Origin of the sequence: Lactobacillus sp. B4005 (assembly GCF_026536045.1) — a bacterium.
GTDB lineage: Bacteria > Bacillota > Bacilli > Lactobacillales > Lactobacillaceae > Lactobacillus > Lactobacillus panisapium.
In genome coordinates, this window is the sequence record NZ_JAFNOZ010000002.1 from 329,619 (window position 1) to 347,015 (window position 17,397).

Genomic DNA, 17,397 nt, shown 5'->3' on the forward strand with positions numbered 1-17,397 from the left:
TTCCCTTCCTTTCACTAAGCCGCTTCCCAGCTCCTGAGCATGTGGCTGTTAATCCCTAGCTATCAACATTTTTTAACTATTTCAAAAATTTAATTGTGCAGTTCTGTGTGCACTCTTAAGCCGTCCAAATTTCGGACATTCTGCTATTAATATCAGGATCGACACCAACGTAAGTTTTCATAAACATCGAAACTGTATGCCCCATTTTTTCTGCCGCCCATGGATATGATATTCCAGGTGTGTTAGCCAATTTGGTACAGATCGTATGTCTGAAAGAATAGATGCTCATACGTTTACCATTGGGATCAATTCCTAATTTGCGACAAATTTCTTTAAATGTATAAGTCAGTCCACTTTGCGTTAAAGGTTCACATTTTTTGGCTCGGCGATAATCTCGCAAATTAAGAAAAATTAATCTTTTAGGATTAATTAAACCATGATTTTTTAAAAAATTTTCTTGTAAAGTATGGTACCCCTTTATTTGTTCGATTACTTTTGCGGGAATCGGCAATAAGGTTCGAGTATAGCCTTGTGGACGGGCCTTAAGCGTACCATTGAAGGACTTGCTCAAATCTGACCAACTATCATCAATTTTAAAAGTCCAGAAATTATCATTTTTTACCATATTAGAAAATCTTAAAGCCTGCAACTCGCCCACGCGCATGCCTGTGTAGCTTTCAATCAGAATAGCTAACTTGCTACCATTATTTTCAACAGAGTCATTTTTCAAATCATCAATAATCGATTCCCTAATTTTGACTAATTCATCGGCCGTAAATATACGCCATTCTTGAGCCACAGTAAAATCACTCTGTTTAAAAAACAATTTCAAGGCATTTTCTGGTATGGGATTTTCTTTAATTACCTTACCTTCAATAGATTTAAAATAATTGCGCAAATGAGTTAACCTTTTCGAAATGCTGGAAGTGTTACTTACAGTGGCATGATGAAATTTGACATAATCGTGGGCATATTGATTAATCAGCGCAGTAGTTACTTGATCAATTTTAGCTTTACCAAAATAGCTTTTAACCGATCTGACCGTCTCCAGCCAGGCCTTAAGTGTGACAGCACTAATTGACTTAGAACGCAATTCCACATAACGCTTAAAATCATCCGCGAATATCACTTTCCCATTGTTCGGATTAAGGCCAGATTCATATTCAGCCCACATTTGACGCTCGACTTTTACCGCTTCTTTTTTCGTTTTCTCGTAACTAATCGGCCAACTTATCCGTTTCCCAGTATTTTTATCGATTGGTTGGATTCTTACTTGATATTTATTCTTATTTTTTCCTTTCGTTACCTTCTTTATCATAATCTTCTACCTTTCTTGATTAAAAAAGATAGAAATAAAAGCTTAGTTATTAGTCACTTGCTTTTATTCTATCTCATTTTAGATTATTTTGACCAAGTTTTTTCTTGATGGTAACCTGCTTGAGCTAACCATTTTTGAACTTCTTTTAAATTATAGTATGCCCTGCTGTGTGGCAGTTGATGATAAGGCATGCCAGCTTTGCGAAACTTGTAAAGTAAGGTGGTACTAATATTAAGCTGCTTACAGAGCTGCTTGCCGTTCAATAAAATTGACGTCATTTCTTGTCACCTGCGATTCGTAAGCCTTTGACCTGATAGGTAGGTATTTCTTGCCAGCCTGGGCAATAAAAGTTGCCTACATCAGCTATAACCGGTTGATTAATGAATTTCGAATAATCGGCAACTGTATTGCTAAAAAGAAGAATTTCGAGTGGCTTATCTGCTTGATTAATACAATTTTTCACCTGGCAAACTAGGCCATTATCAATGAAGTTGTCACCTGGATTGTCATGATAGTCAATAATGTTAACTTCACCGATTCTGCGGCCAATCAAGCCAAAATCGCATAATTGCTGAAATGTAGGTGGCGTAATCCACGTATCATAATAAGAGAACTTATTTTTTAATTTTGGATTATTCATATCAATTGTCCTTTCAATATTAATAAAGTTTCTTTTTGTTAAATTTAGTTTTATACTTAATTTGAAAAATTTTTTAGAAGGCTAGTTTCGATCTGGGGAGATTTAACTAGCTTTTTTATTTTTTCGGCGAGTGACCTTGCGCTTAATTGTCTTGATCATTTGATCTGTGACCTTGATTGGCTTAATTCGCCTTAACAATTGATTAATCGAATCCACCGCCATATCATTGATCGAATTGATATTGCGATAGAAACTGACTGGATCATATGGAGTCGTGATGATCAACTTTTCTAAGTTAAGACGCTTGTCGTGATATCTGCTTGGTGCGGCCTTATCGTGCTGATAAGGGTCTAGCAACCGCAGCAAGTCGCTATATTCGAAGTCATTGGGTCGCAGATCGTTAATGATAACGAACCGCTGGCCCCGGTATTCTTGGAAGTGATCGCGGGAACTACCTAGAGTGATGTAATCTTTTCCTTGAAAGATATGCTCGGCTAATCGCGTTTTTCCTACACCAGCCTTGCCGTAAAGCCAAAGCGTGGTCATTTTATGTCCTTTGAACTTTTTGAGCCACTCTTGATGCTTCTGAGCCAATAGCTCATTATCAATCTTATCAATTAGCTGCTGGTGTCTGGCTATGCCGTAGACACCTAGCTCTTGGGTCAGTTGCTCTCGGGTAATAGACTGTTCCGCGTAGCGCCTTATCTGTTGATTTTCATACTTTGGGCTAAGCTTGATTTTGGCGCGAATCTGCTCTAAGCGCTTCGGATAGTCAAACGATGCTTTGACTGCGGTATCGCTATAATGATACTTGCCATCAGCACTTTCGGCATCTTGAGTTTCGTGGATAAGATAAGAATATGCGTTATTGATCCGGCCATGCCATATTTGCACGTATTGCGATTTATCCTGGAATAGCTTGGCAATACTGGTGATTGTCTGCGGGTTCTCATACTTAAGCACAATATGGAAATGCTCGCGGATTGGCTCACCATTTTCATCTTGATCATGATCGTGGTTGATGTATGCCCATTCTATCGCGCCAGACTTATCTAATAAATTAGGTAAGTCTTGGGGTTTTATTTTTAAATGAATTAAGTCCTGAACAAACATAAACTGTCTGGCTCTTATTTCTTTTGTCATTGGTGTCACCTCCTTTCTATTTTCTGCACAGTTGCACACTTCGTGACATTTAGATAACAAGCCCCAAAATGTCACGGTTAGTAACTGATTGGAACTTCTCGCACAGTTAAAGCTTATTAACTTTTTCGCCTAATGTGGCGCTTTGCTGCACCTTTGCTTGACGCAAAAGCAGCAGCGCCACATTGGCAGTTAATAGCGAGTGGCATCTACCTTGTAATAGTTACCAACACGTTCATGTGATGAAAAAATATACTCTGGATTGTTTTCTTTGATTTGCGTCAAAATCGTTGGCAATTCTTGATCTAGTTTATTGATTGCACTTGATGTTTTTGGTAAAAACAGCCAAACTATTAGACTATTTTTTCGCCTGTCAATATACCAGCCCTGAATTGCCTGATTGAAGGCCCTTTCAACAGGATCATTAATTGGTTGATTTTTCCATTCATTACCAACCTTAACCTGAGTAGTCTTTGGTTGTACTTTTGAAAATCTACGCAAATTATAAGTTTGAGCTACTGAACTACAGTAATTTCGGAAGCTATTATCATGTTGGTACTTAATTGTTATCACTACCATTGCAAACAAGATTACTAACATCAATATAGTCGCTACAATTACTGCTTGCTTCATATTATTAAGCAAACCACTAACGCTGTATGGTTGAATAAGGACTGTTATCAGTATTGCAACTATTTCGACTAAAGTTACTAATGGTAAATAATATCCAATTTCTAATTTTGAAATACTTTTCATAATTAATCACCTCCTTTCTATTAATAACTAGGCGCCAGGAATGGCAACACGTTATAAGGATGTTCGCCATCAACTACCTGGATTATTCCGGTACCCTTGCCCATTGGAATTACTAATCCCGTGGGATCAAGATCTGGAAAGAGAAACTGGGTGGTTTTCTTGTTGATATTCCCTAATTGGACGCTGACGTTAACCTGTTCTCGTACTGACGTTGGCACTGCCGTATGATCTAGTCGCTGGCTGCATAGAATAAGATGCACTTTTGTGGCACGGCCAAGCAAGGCTATCTGCGACAACAACGCGAAGAACGAATCTTTAACTGACTTATTCACGCCTTCTGTTAAAGCTAGCACCTCATCAATCACGATCGTGATTGGTTTAAAATCCTTATCCTGATCGTCATATAGAGCTGCTTGTCTTTCATAAATGGTATTTAATGCTCTGCTTAACGCATCACTTACTGATGAAACATAGTCTGATTTTGAGGAATTTGTTGTTGGATATAGTGCTGGAAAGCCATGATCTCTAGCCCAACGGCTGGGTTGATCTCGTTTGGGGTCAATAATGATCAGCTCTGAAACTTTAACCAAAGCAGCTAGAAGATAAGTAAGGAAGTAACTTTTTCCGGCGCCAGAATTACCTGCGATTGCAATGCTGGTAACTTTATCGAAATTGATTGAAAAATCCTTCATTAATGGGATTATGTTGTCCTTACGACTAGCAAAATAATCATCTAGCTTATCAAACTTTATGCGCTGTACCGATCCTTTAATCCATGGAAAATAAAGGCCACGTCTAACTTCGATTGGATTATCAAACAATGGTATAAAGTAGATACCGTTTTGCTTAAGCAATGTGTAATCGGGATAAAGGGCTGCGTTCGCAATTTGATAAATTCGTTGATACAGCTGATCATCTAATAGGTAGCCAGCTGGGAATCTGGGAATGAAGATAAAACCGTTTTGCTTAGTGGTTATCTTAAAACTATTGGTATAGGTTGTTTCACCTTGTATGCCGAGCGCCATATTGAGACACCTAGTAAGATATTGTTTTAGCTCCATTATTTTGCCTCCTTTATCGACTTTGCTCGGAAGTACACATTATTCCTAACTTCACAAGCCTCAAGGCCATCAAACTCAACCTTAGCAAGATACTTAGGTAATTTGATCTCGCTAGTAAACTTGACTGAGAACGCGTCGGCGCCCTCTTGAGTAAACCATCCCCTGTATGCAACCACGTTGTCGGTAGGTCTGCTGTCTTTCCACTCATATTGAGGTATTAGCTCTATACTTAAGCAATAGATTGGCTTTGCCAAATCGAGATATCTGTTAACTACTTGTTGGGAATATCCACTTATCATTTTTCGTTTCATAATAATTTGCCCTTTCAATTTAAATAAAATAGTTGCAAGTTGGTTTCTCAACTTGTAAACATAGTTTAATTAAATTAAGAACTAAAATTGTCTAGACTTAAGGTGCACGGCAAACGGCAATTTTTGGACAAAAAAAAACCGAAAGTATCTATTATTTTCGGTTCATATTATTAAAGATTATTGAGATCAATCATTATATGTACTTTAATTGCTAAATTATTAATGATTTGCATTACCTGGTTAAAGTTTTCCTTGACTGTTACAAGTAAGTCTTTGACTTTTTTACTGAAATTCTCTTCAAATTCTTGGTCAATTGCTTTCAATTCATCATAGTTGATTTTAGTCCCTTGCTTATAATCTTGTCGGCCCCTATCACTAATAATTTGCTTATAAGCTTGTGGTATTTCGTTCTGCAAAATACTTCTTAAGCAAGGATTAGGATAATTTTGGGCTTGTTTACAACATTCTTGTAATATTTTTTTACCTGCTTCAACTTGCAAAAGTAACGAAGATTGCATATCATACCTTATTTTTGTGGTGATTCCATCATATAAATAGTCTAGCTTGGCTTTTAACCACTTGACTCTTTCTTTTATATACTCTTCTAGGTTTTCTTTGTAATAGTTAAGTCCTGATTCAGTACCATTAATAGTATCGTAATTTATTTCAATAGATTGATGATCAAAAGTTAATGCGCGTTTTTTAAATTCTTCCATTATAGATGGAAGCAGTAATTCAAATTGTGGTCCTGGATTAGGATTGTGATTAGCATATCTTTGTAAATAAAAATTTATTAACGCTTCAAACAATGGCTCATTTAAATACAGCTCTTTATTGCTTTTATACAGCCTAATCTTATTATGAAAATTAATTGATTCAGCTTTAACATTGAAGGTTTTAAATTTATCTGGATTTTCAGAGACCAATTTTTTTATTTGTTTACGAACTGCACTTTTACTAATACTTATATTAATTCTTTCCGTTCTCAAATTAATTATTTCAAGAGTAGCTTCTACACTATAGAGATTTTCATTATCTTTATTTATGGGACAAATAACTCCTGAAGAAACCTCAGAATAGTCAGGCACCAATTCTTGCATAGCTTGATAGAGTTCGCATAACCCCTTCGTGCTAATTACTTCGAGTATCTTTGCTGTAGCTGCATTTTTATCAACAACCACCATATTATTAGTTGTGTCAGCAAAAATCGTATCAAAAGATTGATCAATAGTTTTAGGCCTAATTTCTTCAGGCATTGTTAAGAATTCAATTTGATTGGGATTAATTGATTCTATTTGGATTTTATTTTTACTAGCAAAAATTTTGAGTTCATTCAGAGTGGAGCGAAATGTTATTGACCTATACATTCGAGAATTGTTAACAAAACTATACAGTACATCCTTTAGGTTGAAAACAAATAATCCACTTTTTTGGTCTTGATAAAAGCCCTTAAACATGAGCTCCTGGTACTGCTTAGTAGTAGAATTGCCCAATTGCAATAGCTTAACTAATTTCAATAAGTCATTAGAATTTAGTAGCTCTACTCTTTTCGTATTGCTTGCCCCAAATTCTTCATCTGGTGTAATTTGCATATTGGCAGTGTAATTTATATCGTTAAAAGCAAATTTAAAATTACTTTCTTGTTTAGATATGATGTTAATATTATGCTTAATTAAAAAAGATTTTAAATCTGTAATGTCCCAATTTCTAGCAGGAATACTTTCTAGAGCGGAGTTATTAATTATCCAGTTTAAGATACCAGGAAGACTAATAAAGACATCATTGTTCTTTAAATTAATAAATGTTTGTGGTGCAAATTCGTTATATATATTCATTTTATTTACTCACTTACTTAAGTATAAAAAAGGCGATTAGATTAATCTAATCGCCCAAGAAAAGGTCAACAATTAAATATGTTTGACCAATTTGTCGGTTACTCAATAAATATGAGTTTGTAGTATTTAAACTACAATTTGCGTAGATAAACTCTCTGAGTAGTTAGAACGCCTTTAACGACCGCAAACCGCTATAACGGTCTGTAAGCTGTGTTAACCGCTTACAATTTTATTTTAGCACTTTAAATAAAAAATACAATACATATACACAATCATTATGAGTAATGACTGTAGGTATTAAATAACAATAACAATCTTTGTCTTAGAAATAACATTACTAAATCTAGACATTATGATTCCTTTCATAATACTAAATAATACGACTTATTGAATTATGAATTATCTTCCGTTACTGATAATTAAAGATCTAACTTTTTATCTTCTGGTTTAAACTTGTGATCCTTGGTGATCGTACCTAACCAGTTATAAGTTACCGTAGCTGGCTCGAATTGATCCAGATCTTCGGTCTTAATGTAGCTGACTACTAATTCACCAGATGGATCATAGTTGTACAATGGGTAGTAATCTTCATAGGTATCAGTGCCATCAACTCTAAATGTAATTGGCGTTTTACCGATCCAGAACCCTTGGTTCTTACCAGTATTTTGACCAACACGATCAAGAGTTACCTCTTTAGCAGAGTCTTTATGGCTACTGTAAATAATATTTTCTTTAGTTAAAGTTTCACCATATGAATTTCTATATGGATTATAACCATTCCATGCGTTAGCTAAAGATCCGTCATAATCATATACAGTTTTATGTCCTGGCTTTAACTTATAAGCGTATGGTACTTGACAATATTCAGCGGGTACTAAATATTTATTCTTACCATCTCTTAGCTTATTATTCATAATAAAATACCGATTGCCATCAATCTTATATGTACCTATATAGGACTGGTAATCATCTTTGCCGGGGTCCATTTTAGAACCAGTTAATTTATTAGAATTAAAATACCTAAATCCTTCTACATTATTACCTGGCACAAATCCAGTATACCATTTTTTTATTTTAACATAATGTATACCTTGCTTCATAGAAAGCCTTTGTAATTTGTTATAGTCTTTAGTTGTAGCTACAGGCAGAGATTCAGCATTTACAGTATTATCTGTATAAGCTAAAGTACCAATACTAGTAGATAATAAGGTTCCTATAATAATTGTTTTCGTTAATAACTTTTTGTTCCTCATGATAAAAACTTCTTTCGTATAAATTGATCTATCCGATTCGAACTAACTATTTGTTCTTAATTAACTAAATAGCTAGTTTTTTATTTTGCTACTTTAGTAAATTGATTAAAGCCACCATGATATGAAAGAATCAATTTTTTCCCACTCATTTGTAAGTAATTATCATCACGAAATGGACCATGGCCTTTTAATACTGGTTGGCCATTTTGTTTAGAAACCAATTTAATTGTATGTTTTTTTCTATTATAGGGTGCTGGAACATAGCCAATAAAATGCCATCTAACTTTTTTAGCAGTTACCTTCATTTTCATAGCGGGAACAGCCATATTCTTCTTAATATGTTTTGTTTCGGACGAGTAGATTGGTTTTGATTTCCAAGTTCCACGCATTTTTTTTGGAATTGTGAGACTTGAAGCTTGTACCTGATTAGTAATATTATTTTTGCTATTAGTATGCGTAGCAAATAAACCAAATAATAAAATCGTAAAAGCTATACTAATTGTACTTATTACTACTTTTTTTATTCTATTATTACTTATTTGATTCATTTCAATTTTACTTCCTTCTATTTTCAAGTAATTCTCTTATAATTCAGTATACTATTAGAAATTCTAATTTTAAAACAATAATACAATATCAGTTTTGTGCACATTCCTGCACACGTAAAAGTGACTAATAACCTTGATATACCAGCTTTTATTTCTATCTAAGAGTTTTTTCACGGAACACGCTATTTTGCGTGTGCATTTCTGTGTGCATAATTATTTTTAATTAACTGAAATTAGTATAAATCATTCTGCATAAATCCTTGCTTTATTAAGGTTAATTAATATCAATGAACTATATTTAAGCCGCTTCCCAGATTTGAACTGAGGACCTCCTCCTTACCACGGCGGTGCTCTACCTCCTGAGCTAAAGCGGCAAGAATATTCTATCAAAAAAATATCCACCTTGTCCGGTGGATATCTCCGCAGTAATTAATTATTCTGCACTTGAGCGAAATTTCACTGCTGTTCCATAGGCAACAACTGATTGCATGTCACCACCAATTGTACCAGAATCAAAGCGCATCATCACAATTGCGTCAGCACCTTTTTCTACAGCTTCTTGCCGCAAGCGCTCTAAAGCTTGTTCACGTGACTTTTGCAACATTTGTGTATAGCTGCGGATTTCTCCACCAACCATTGACTTTAAACCTGCACCGAAGTCTTTAATCATATTTTTAGACTGGGTTGTTAAACCAAATACTTCACCGATAACCTCGTATTCCTTACCAGGTATATTTTCAGTTGTTGTAACTAATATTTCATCATTACTCATAGGTGAGCCTCCTTTATTAGGGCCTTTTAGTCAATAAGTTTATATTGCTAAAACCAAATTATGAATTAACAGATAGTAACATGTCAATCATAAATCCAAAAATAATAAAACAAATATTTACAGTCGCTATTTAATCACTGCTAGAATCTTTTTGCTTAATGCGGGTGGCATCAAGTTGATTTTTAACAATTCGGACAAAGAAACCCAAGCCGGCCGATAAACATTCGTACTGGTTGACCGCTCTTTTTCTTCGCCGCTAATGTCAGGCACAGCTTTTTGCCGATAATCAGTTAAAAAGAAGTATTCATTATCGATCACAAACAGTTGCCGTAATTGTGCTGGCGTTAACTCTATTCGTAATTCTTCATTAATTTCTCTAATGGCAGTTTCTCGTGGCGTCTCACTCCTTTTTGCACCGCCGCCAGGGACTACCCAATAATTTCGCTGCTTTTTTTGCCGGTGAATTAATAAAATTGCCGTCAAATCAGGATTATAAATGATTACCCTAGCGCGCATAGCTATCATCCCCTCAAAAATTAGTTAATTCTATTTTAAGCCACTTAGTGTTCTCTGCCCCATCATTTTGCCAAAAATAAAAACGACCCACTTTGTAAAATGCAGTAGGTCGTTTCTTAAGCGTCAAATTAGGCAGTAATATTAACTAAGGTGTACTTTTTCTTCCCTTTACGGACAATAACGTATTTACCAGAGAAGGCCTTTTCCGGATCAACTACAAAATCAACAGATTGTTGCCGGTCACCATTAATATAAATTGCACCGTTAGTAACATCTTCACGTGCTTGCCGCTTAGATGGTTCAATCTTTGTCTCAACTAAGAAGTCAACAATGTTCTTTGCACTAGCATCTGCTTCAGCCGTAGGGGCACTCTTAAGTCCCTGTTCAATTTGTTTAACGGTCAAGTCCTTGATATCACCAGAAAATAGTGCATCAGTGATCATTTCTGCTTCTTGCAGGCCCTCTTGTCCATGAACAAATTTAGTTACTTCCCGAGCTAAAGTCTTCTGTGCAGTCCGTTTCCATGGCTCATTCTTAACTTGTTCTGCCAGTTCATCAATTTCTTCGTGGCTGAGGAAAGTGAAGTATTTCAGATATTTAACAACGTCACGGTCATCTTGGTTTATCCAGAATTGGTAGAACTCATATGGACTGGTCTTTTCCGGATCAAGCCAAACAGCACCACCGGCTGATTTACCAAATTTAGTTCCATCAGCTTTTAGCATCAACGGAATGGTCAAACCAAATGCTTGGCGATCAGAACCCAGCAATTTATGAATCAAGTCAATTCCTGCCGTAATGTTGCCCCATTGGTCACTACCGCCAATTTGCATTTGAACACCGTGTTCTTTATTCAATTGGTAAAAATCAATGGCCTGCAAAATTTGGTATGAAAATTCAGTAAATGAAATACCATTTTCTAACCGATTGGCTACAACATCCTTACTTAACATGTTGTTTACTTGGAAATGTTTCCCATATTCACGCAAAAATTCGATCAGACTCAGTTTATCCAACCATTCAGCATTGTTAACAATTTCAAAGTTCTCTGTTCCAAACAGTCTTTCCATTTGTCTGGTTAAAGCTAATTCATTCTGGTGAAGTTTTTCTGCACTAAGCAATACTCGTTCAGAGCTTCTACCAGATGGATCACCAATCGTACCTGTTCCACCACCGATAACAATAACTGGGTGGTAGCCTGCAAGTTGAAATCTCTTCAAAATCATAAAAGGAATTAAGTGACCAATATGAAGTGAGTCACCTGTCGGATCTGTACCACAATATAAGGCTAAATCATCGTGCTTTTCAAGATATTCAGCCAAACCTTTTTCATCAGTTTGCTGGTTAATTGCGCCGCGCCATTTTAAGTCCTCTAAGATATCAAAATTCGCCATTATTTTCCTCCAATAAAAAATCCCTAGATTCTAAATCGAATCTAGGGACGACTAAATTACTTTTTCATAGCCGTGGTACCACCCACGTTTGCGTTTAAATAAACGCCTTAACTTGGTCTTTAAAGAAACCACCCTGTCATTTGTATTTCGCTTTCTTCGACCTGTCTAGCTCACACCAGCCGCTAGTTCTCTGTCCGCTGAATCGAAGTGCTACTTAAATTGATTATAAATGATCATACTCATTTTTATTTAATAAGTCAATATCCGTTTTTACTTGTAGAAACCTTTAATTCCCAAACCATAAGCCTTACCAGCAGTCATATCATACTGAATAGTCTCATAGTCGGACAATAATTCTTGTTGCTTCTTAGTGAGATATTTTGGATCAATTACTTGACCCTTGCGACCAATTAACTCATAACCCTTATCGCCATCAAAGTTAATGGTAATTGCAGGCAGTTTCTTATGAACCTCAGTTAAGAGTGCTTGGTATGGCGTTACCTTTGAATCAGTTTGTTCCAACATCATTGCAATAAAGTCACTGGAACTGACAAAGTTATTCGCCTTCCGTGGCAATCTCGTCTTAGCGCCGTGTTCACGGGCATATTTATTTGAGTAAATAAAGTAGCGAGTTGAGTGCATTTGTACCGGATATTTCGCAGTATAACTTTGTGAAATAATGCTTGGGTAGTGATCACCATAGAAGACCAAGGTAATCGGCTTCTTAATTTTATCAATCTGACTGATAAACTGTTTAACCGCCTTATCAGTGTATTGTGTCCCCTTGACATATGTTGCCATCTGTTCACGGACAGCAGGGGTGTTAAACAAATCACCAGAAATCTTGCCCATGTATTCGTTATGCGGATACCAATTGTTATAAGGCATGTGGTTCTGAATTGAAATCAGGTTAATAAACTGGCCGCCCTTACGTGAATTAATTTGGTGTAAGCCATTTGCATACGTTGTAAAGTCGGAATTATAACCACTCTTGCCCAGTTTCTTTTGGTCAATAATCTTATACTTGGAACCGGCATAAACAAACTTATCGAACTTAAAGCGGCGATAATCTTCACGTCTTGAATAGTATGTACCAATAAATGGGTGAACAGCAGATTTGTAATCAAAGTTCATTCCAATTGTTGGGTAAAAGTCATAATTTGGCACAACCTGAACATATGGTGTCAAAGTTGATTTAAATAGACCCATATTCAGTCCGGTTAATGTCTCCCATTCCATGTTGGCAGTTCCACCACCGTAGCCAGCACTAAGCATCGTACCATATGAAGAACGTGACTTCATTGATTCAATAAATTTAACTGGATTTGGAGCGGAACGCTCAAATTTGATTGTTGGGAAGGTATTTGGATCAACAAAACTTTCACTCAAATTAAAGACAATTGTTTGCTTTTGCAAATCGTTCTTGCGGTTTTTGTTAATCCTATTTGCTATCTTAGAATACTTGTCATTTAGCTGCTTGATTGTTGAAGCAGAATAGCCTGTTGCAGGCTGATCCATAATCTGCAGATCAATGTAGTTCAAGAAGTTTAAGACTGGCCCATTAACCTGAATATCTCGCTCAGGATTCCTAAATTTCTGCCGGTTATCAAATCCACGGTTAATGTGGTAAATAACCCCACCATCATGGTTAAAACGAAGTGGCGTCATGAATAAGAGCAAACTAATCAGTGCCCAGATCCCACGCTTTTTCCATGAACCATGTTTTTTGATTGTAAATTTAAGTTCTAAGAAGACATCAAGTGCGATGACAATGACAATGGCTATCAAAATGACGATAACCAATTTCTTGCCGACCATCGGCAAAAGTGTCTTCCAGTTAACGATTTCACTAATTTCAGTTGGGTAAATAGGTTCCCCGCGAAGAAGAAGCTTAATCTTATTCGCAATTGCCCAACCAATCGCAATTAAGCTGACAAGCATATTGGAAGTCCAATACCTAGTCGTAATAAAGTAAAAAATGGAGAACAAGGCATCTAAAAAGATCGTTGTCAAAATGATGGCAAAGAACTTGGTGCCTAGCAAGTAGACAATTGCATTAATAGTTGCAGCAGTACTGATTTGAATCCGCAGATTGTCTGACTCAATCAGAAACGAACCAAAACTCAGGATATAAAACCATGCCCACGTTAACAAGTTAACCCGGTTTCTAATGATAAAGCGGGTAAATATTTGCCAACCTTTTTCACAGATCTTGGCTAAACTTGACTCGTGATTTAAATAATTGATTACTTTTGCACAAGGCTTTAGCTTAAATAAGTACCGTTCCAGTAACTGATCCCAAATAATCGCAATAATAACCATGATAACAATCATGATTAACTTGTTGATTACAGATGAACCAGTAAAACGGAAGGCATTCATAAACCGATTAGAAATCGGTGCGTCCATAAACATAATTACGGGAATGAAGTAATGCATTTGCTTTTCACTAAAAGTCATGATTACTTTCTTGAAAAGTAGAAAGGCAGCAACTACCAGTAAAAACATAAATGGTGAAGACGGATTATTTAAAAATTCGCGATTCCAATCACCACCACCGTTGCCGGAAATGATTTGTGACCAATAAACGGCATCAAAACCAGAAACGCCGATTATCACGACAAAAAACGAAATTAAGCCACTTAATAGTGCAAGGGCTAAAACCTTACCCTTAATTTCAACGTTGGCTAAGAACATCCCCCAAGCAAAAAATAAGATGAGGTATAGTCCATACAGTGAATACTGGAATGTCAAATTCCCCGCACTCAAAGCAAAGCCTAGCAAGGTTAGAATACTTAAAACTAAGAGATTTTGCTTTTCCGTTAATTTGTGTTGTAAATCATAAAGACGTGGTTGAACCAGCATACTGAAAAACAGACCCGCAAATAAAACGGAAGTGCTAGTAATAATTGGAAATAGCATCCCAAACACACGCCACATATTAAAGCGACCAGGCACTTTAATGAAGAAAAGAATGTAATAAACAATTAGCGTGATAATTGCCATCAGCCAATACTTAAAGCTTTCGCTCACGCTTTGTTTTTTCTTGCTATAAACAGCACCAAAGACCATTGGTACAATCATGATCGTTGCGTTGTGCAGCATATTCGGCATAAAGCGAACAAACGAATAATGTGCACGTGCCGCAATCCCCTTCAAGCTGTACATCTGGATCAGCATGAAAAGTGTAGCTGCCAGCAGACAAACAATCTGCACAACTTTTAACGTTTTTTTATTTTTATTCATGTTTCTAGTATCTGTCCTCACTAAAAAATGATGCAATCAATTATTGCACTTTTATCCCCAATTTTTTCTTAATTGAGTATAAAACATCAACTTTTTTACCCTTACCCGTAAAAAAGTCAACTAGATCATGCCTAAACTTAAAGGTCATGATTAGTGTAATGAATAATAATACGATGCCGGCTTCCTTAACTTGAGTTAATTCATAAAGGCTGAACAATAAGATAAAAACTAGCGGCGGAAGCGTCAGGTTTTTTAAAACAATCATTAGTATTAGCGCAATCAGTAGAGTTACAGCTGCAGCCCGAACATCATAGATTGCTGCAAACCAAACAGCTACAGTCACACCTTTACCGCCTTGAAAATGATCCCAAAATGGAAAACAATGACCTAAAACTAATCCAAGACCTGCATAGACGAGTGCAATTCTTTCTGCTAAAAAATATTGTACAAGTAGCAAACAAATAACGGTTTTGGCAATATCGCCAATGCAGGTAATTATACCCCATTTTTTACCAAAAACAGCACCAACATTTGCAGTTCCCGGGTTACCCGAACCAACTTTGGTGGGATCCTGATGCAAGCCCAACCGACATACTAAGACAGCGAATAGCAAGCAGCCAAAAGCATACCCAATTAGAGTGGCCCACAATCGTGGCATTAGTTTTCACCTTCTTCCTGTTGATCCTGATTCAAATAATCTTTGTAGATATTATAATCTTGCGTTGCAGGATTGGTAAAATCAAAACCATGACGTTTGTTGCGTTTATTTTGATAAGTTTCATTGTTATTGACCGTCATTGGCTTAAGCCCTAATTCGGCGCGTAAATAATTCGAAACGCGTTGCAATTCAGCAGTCGATTGCACCTGGTAAGAGGCACCATCAATTGTAGCATTATGACCGTGTAAATAGTCATTTTTGACATTCTTAGTCGAGCCGCGGTAATTAAAGGCAATTTGCTTTAAAGCATCAAAAGGCAAGTTCGTTTTTACATTACCCGAAATAGACGTTAAAACAGAGTCCAATTGCGTCAACGTATTTAAGGAAACTGCCTTATTAATTAAAGTCGTGATAACTTGACGCTGCCGCTTTTGTCGGCCATAATCACCTTCGGGGTCATCATAACGCATTCTTGAATAGGCTAAGGCGCCGCCTCCGCCCATATGAGTTAACTGGCCTTTCTTAAAAATATAGCCACCATACTCAAAGCTGAGTGTTGGCCGAACATTAATCCCGCCCACATAGCGAATTAGGCGCATAATCCCCTTCATATTAACCAGTGCATAGTATTTAATGGGAACATTAACTAATTCCGAAACACTATTCATAGCCATTTTGGCACCACCAATTGGATAAGCAGCATTGATTTTTTCAATCTCAAACTGCTCTGCACCAGCCATTTGCGTCATTGTATCACGCGGAACAGACATTAATGTGTACCGCTTTTTTTGCGGATTAATGACTGCGATAATAATTGTATCTGTATTGCCGATTTTTTCCTTACGATCAAGCGCGCCTGTATCAGTCCCCATCAGTAAGACAGCGAACTTCTTTTTACCATCAAATTCGCCTTTTTTAATTTGAACGTGATTATTGCTGTCATAGGTATTATCAACTGCGTTCTTTGTTCGAAGATAAACATAAGATGAGTAGCAAACAGCAGCAATTAAAGTCAGACCGATGAAAAACTCTAAAATATGCCGTCTTTTTTTGTAATTTCGTTTATTCACTTCAACCCGCGTCTTTGCCGGGTGGTTATCGTTGTGATCCATATTTTCTTTTATTTACCCAATTTTTACATACAATGAGTACATTATAGCAAAAAAAACAAACCGACAGCGGTTTGTCTATAATATCTTATTAAAATCATTAATTTATTTAACTTAATGTAAGAGTTAGTGTTAACTCCACGTCACTATCACCGTCAAGCCTAGCTTTATCAAGCATGGCAACGATCTGCTTATTTCTAATTGCTAAGTCAAAATTAGTAGATGCAAGCTTAATTGTTACATCCTTTTTGCTTAACTCAATTTCGTTCACATTTTCACTTTCTGTCCAACCATTGCTGATTGGCAAAGTAAATAAGACAGAAAATGGCATCTCCTTATGTGAATTATTTTTTAAATAGTATTTAATTACGACGCGATTGCCTTCAAGTATGTAAGACAAGATTGCTTCAAAATGATACGGAAACCTTTTATAGCTCGCACTATCATCAATCAAAGCTAAACTAACCCGTGCATCTCCCTTATCGACAACAGTCCAAGGCAAGAGCTCAGCCCAATTTTCACTTTGGTCATCACCTATAAAGGCAATCCCTAACTTCTTCTGTGAGTCGCCATCTTTGAAATAATCAATTTGATCGTGTTGTGATACAAAATTAACTAATTGTGCATCCTTTTCATCAATAGCAGCACGCAGAATAGAACTTTCTATTGTTTGCATAGCTTACTCCAAACTTTCTCCCTCATAGAAAATAGCACGTAAATGGCACTTATGTCAATTCAGTCACGAAAGCCAACAATTTTCTAGCGAAAACAAATATTAAGAAAATTTAATTGATAGAAGATTATACTATAAAATTACTTAATAATGGAAGAAAAAAGAAA

The 17,397-nt window shown here is 36.3% G+C and carries 17 protein-coding genes and 1 tRNA gene; all 18 read right to left on the minus strand.

The window, feature by feature from the left end:
* Positions 1-115: 115 nt before the first annotated feature.
* Positions 116-1,318: a tyrosine-type recombinase/integrase gene (locus J3U73_RS06015; RefSeq protein ID WP_267409844.1), complete on the minus strand. Its 1,203-nt coding sequence runs from the start codon at positions 1,316-1,318 to the stop codon at positions 116-118.
* Positions 1,319-1,401: 83 nt separating this feature from the next.
* Positions 1,402-1,596 (minus strand): helix-turn-helix transcriptional regulator, encoded by a 195-nt coding sequence (locus J3U73_RS06020; RefSeq protein ID WP_267409846.1) that lies wholly within the window; start codon positions 1,594-1,596, stop codon positions 1,402-1,404.
* Entirely contained in the window at positions 1,593-1,958 is a 366-nt protein-coding gene (locus J3U73_RS06025) for a hypothetical protein (protein ID WP_267409848.1), read from the minus strand. Before J3U73_RS06025 ends, J3U73_RS06020 begins: the two co-directional genes overlap by 4 nt.
* Positions 1,959-2,060: 102 nt before the next feature.
* On the minus strand, positions 2,061-3,101 hold the full coding sequence (locus tag J3U73_RS06030) for a Rep family protein (protein WP_267409850.1): 1,041 nt from the start codon (positions 3,099-3,101) through the stop codon (positions 2,061-2,063).
* Positions 3,102-3,290: 189 nt separating this feature from the next.
* Positions 3,291-3,854: a hypothetical protein gene (locus J3U73_RS06035; RefSeq protein ID WP_267409851.1), complete on the minus strand. Its 564-nt coding sequence runs from the start codon at positions 3,852-3,854 to the stop codon at positions 3,291-3,293.
* A gap of 20 nt (positions 3,855-3,874) precedes the next feature.
* Positions 3,875-4,915, minus strand: a complete 1,041-nt coding sequence (locus J3U73_RS06040) for a helicase HerA domain-containing protein (RefSeq protein ID WP_267409852.1) — start codon at positions 4,913-4,915, stop codon at positions 3,875-3,877.
* Positions 4,915-5,226 carry a hypothetical protein gene (locus J3U73_RS06045; RefSeq protein ID WP_267409853.1) on the minus strand — a complete coding sequence of 104 codons (312 nt, stop codon included), beginning with the start codon at positions 5,224-5,226 and terminating at the stop codon, positions 4,915-4,917. Before J3U73_RS06045 ends, J3U73_RS06040 begins: the two co-directional genes overlap by 1 nt.
* Before the next feature lie 170 nt (positions 5,227-5,396).
* On the minus strand, positions 5,397-7,061 hold the full coding sequence (locus J3U73_RS06050; protein WP_267409854.1) for a hypothetical protein: 1,665 nt from the start codon (positions 7,059-7,061) through the stop codon (positions 5,397-5,399).
* A gap of 419 nt (positions 7,062-7,480) precedes the next feature.
* Complete coding sequence (locus tag J3U73_RS06055) at positions 7,481-8,314, minus strand: hypothetical protein (RefSeq protein ID WP_267409855.1); 834 nt, start codon at positions 8,312-8,314, stop codon at positions 7,481-7,483.
* An 80-nt stretch (positions 8,315-8,394) separates the two neighbouring features.
* Positions 8,395-8,889 carry a hypothetical protein gene (locus J3U73_RS06060; protein WP_267409857.1) on the minus strand — a complete coding sequence of 165 codons (495 nt, stop codon included), beginning with the start codon at positions 8,887-8,889 and terminating at the stop codon, positions 8,395-8,397.
* Positions 8,890-9,163: 274 nt separating this feature from the next.
* Positions 9,164-9,236: transfer RNA gene (locus J3U73_RS06065), tRNA-Thr, on the minus strand.
* A 59-nt stretch (positions 9,237-9,295) separates the two neighbouring features.
* Positions 9,296-9,634, minus strand: coding sequence for a heavy metal-binding domain-containing protein (locus J3U73_RS06070; RefSeq protein WP_103752923.1), 339 nt, complete (start codon positions 9,632-9,634; stop codon positions 9,296-9,298).
* A gap of 126 nt (positions 9,635-9,760) precedes the next feature.
* The gene (locus J3U73_RS06075) at positions 9,761-10,150 is read right to left on the minus strand and encodes an NUDIX domain-containing protein (protein WP_267409859.1); all 390 of its coding nucleotides are present in this window, start codon (positions 10,148-10,150) and stop codon (positions 9,761-9,763) included.
* Between the two features lie 128 nt (positions 10,151-10,278).
* Complete coding sequence (gene tyrS, locus J3U73_RS06080) at positions 10,279-11,544, minus strand: tyrosine--tRNA ligase (RefSeq protein ID WP_267393829.1); 1,266 nt, start codon at positions 11,542-11,544, stop codon at positions 10,279-10,281.
* Positions 11,545-11,814: 270 nt separating this feature from the next.
* A complete protein-coding gene (locus J3U73_RS06085; RefSeq protein ID WP_267409861.1) occupies positions 11,815-14,790 on the minus strand; it encodes an LTA synthase family protein in 2,976 nt (991 codons plus the stop codon).
* A gap of 40 nt (positions 14,791-14,830) precedes the next feature.
* Positions 14,831-15,448 carry a glycerol-3-phosphate acyltransferase gene (locus tag J3U73_RS06090; protein WP_267409862.1) on the minus strand — a complete coding sequence of 206 codons (618 nt, stop codon included), beginning with the start codon at positions 15,446-15,448 and terminating at the stop codon, positions 14,831-14,833.
* Positions 15,448-16,560, minus strand: a complete 1,113-nt coding sequence (locus J3U73_RS06095) for an LCP family protein (protein ID WP_267393824.1) — start codon at positions 16,558-16,560, stop codon at positions 15,448-15,450. The genes J3U73_RS06090 and J3U73_RS06095 overlap by 1 nt, the downstream gene beginning before the upstream one ends.
* A 106-nt stretch (positions 16,561-16,666) precedes the next feature.
* Positions 16,667-17,233: an aldose epimerase gene (locus J3U73_RS06100; protein ID WP_267393822.1), complete on the minus strand. Its 567-nt coding sequence runs from the start codon at positions 17,231-17,233 to the stop codon at positions 16,667-16,669.
* Positions 17,234-17,397 lie beyond the last annotated feature (164 nt).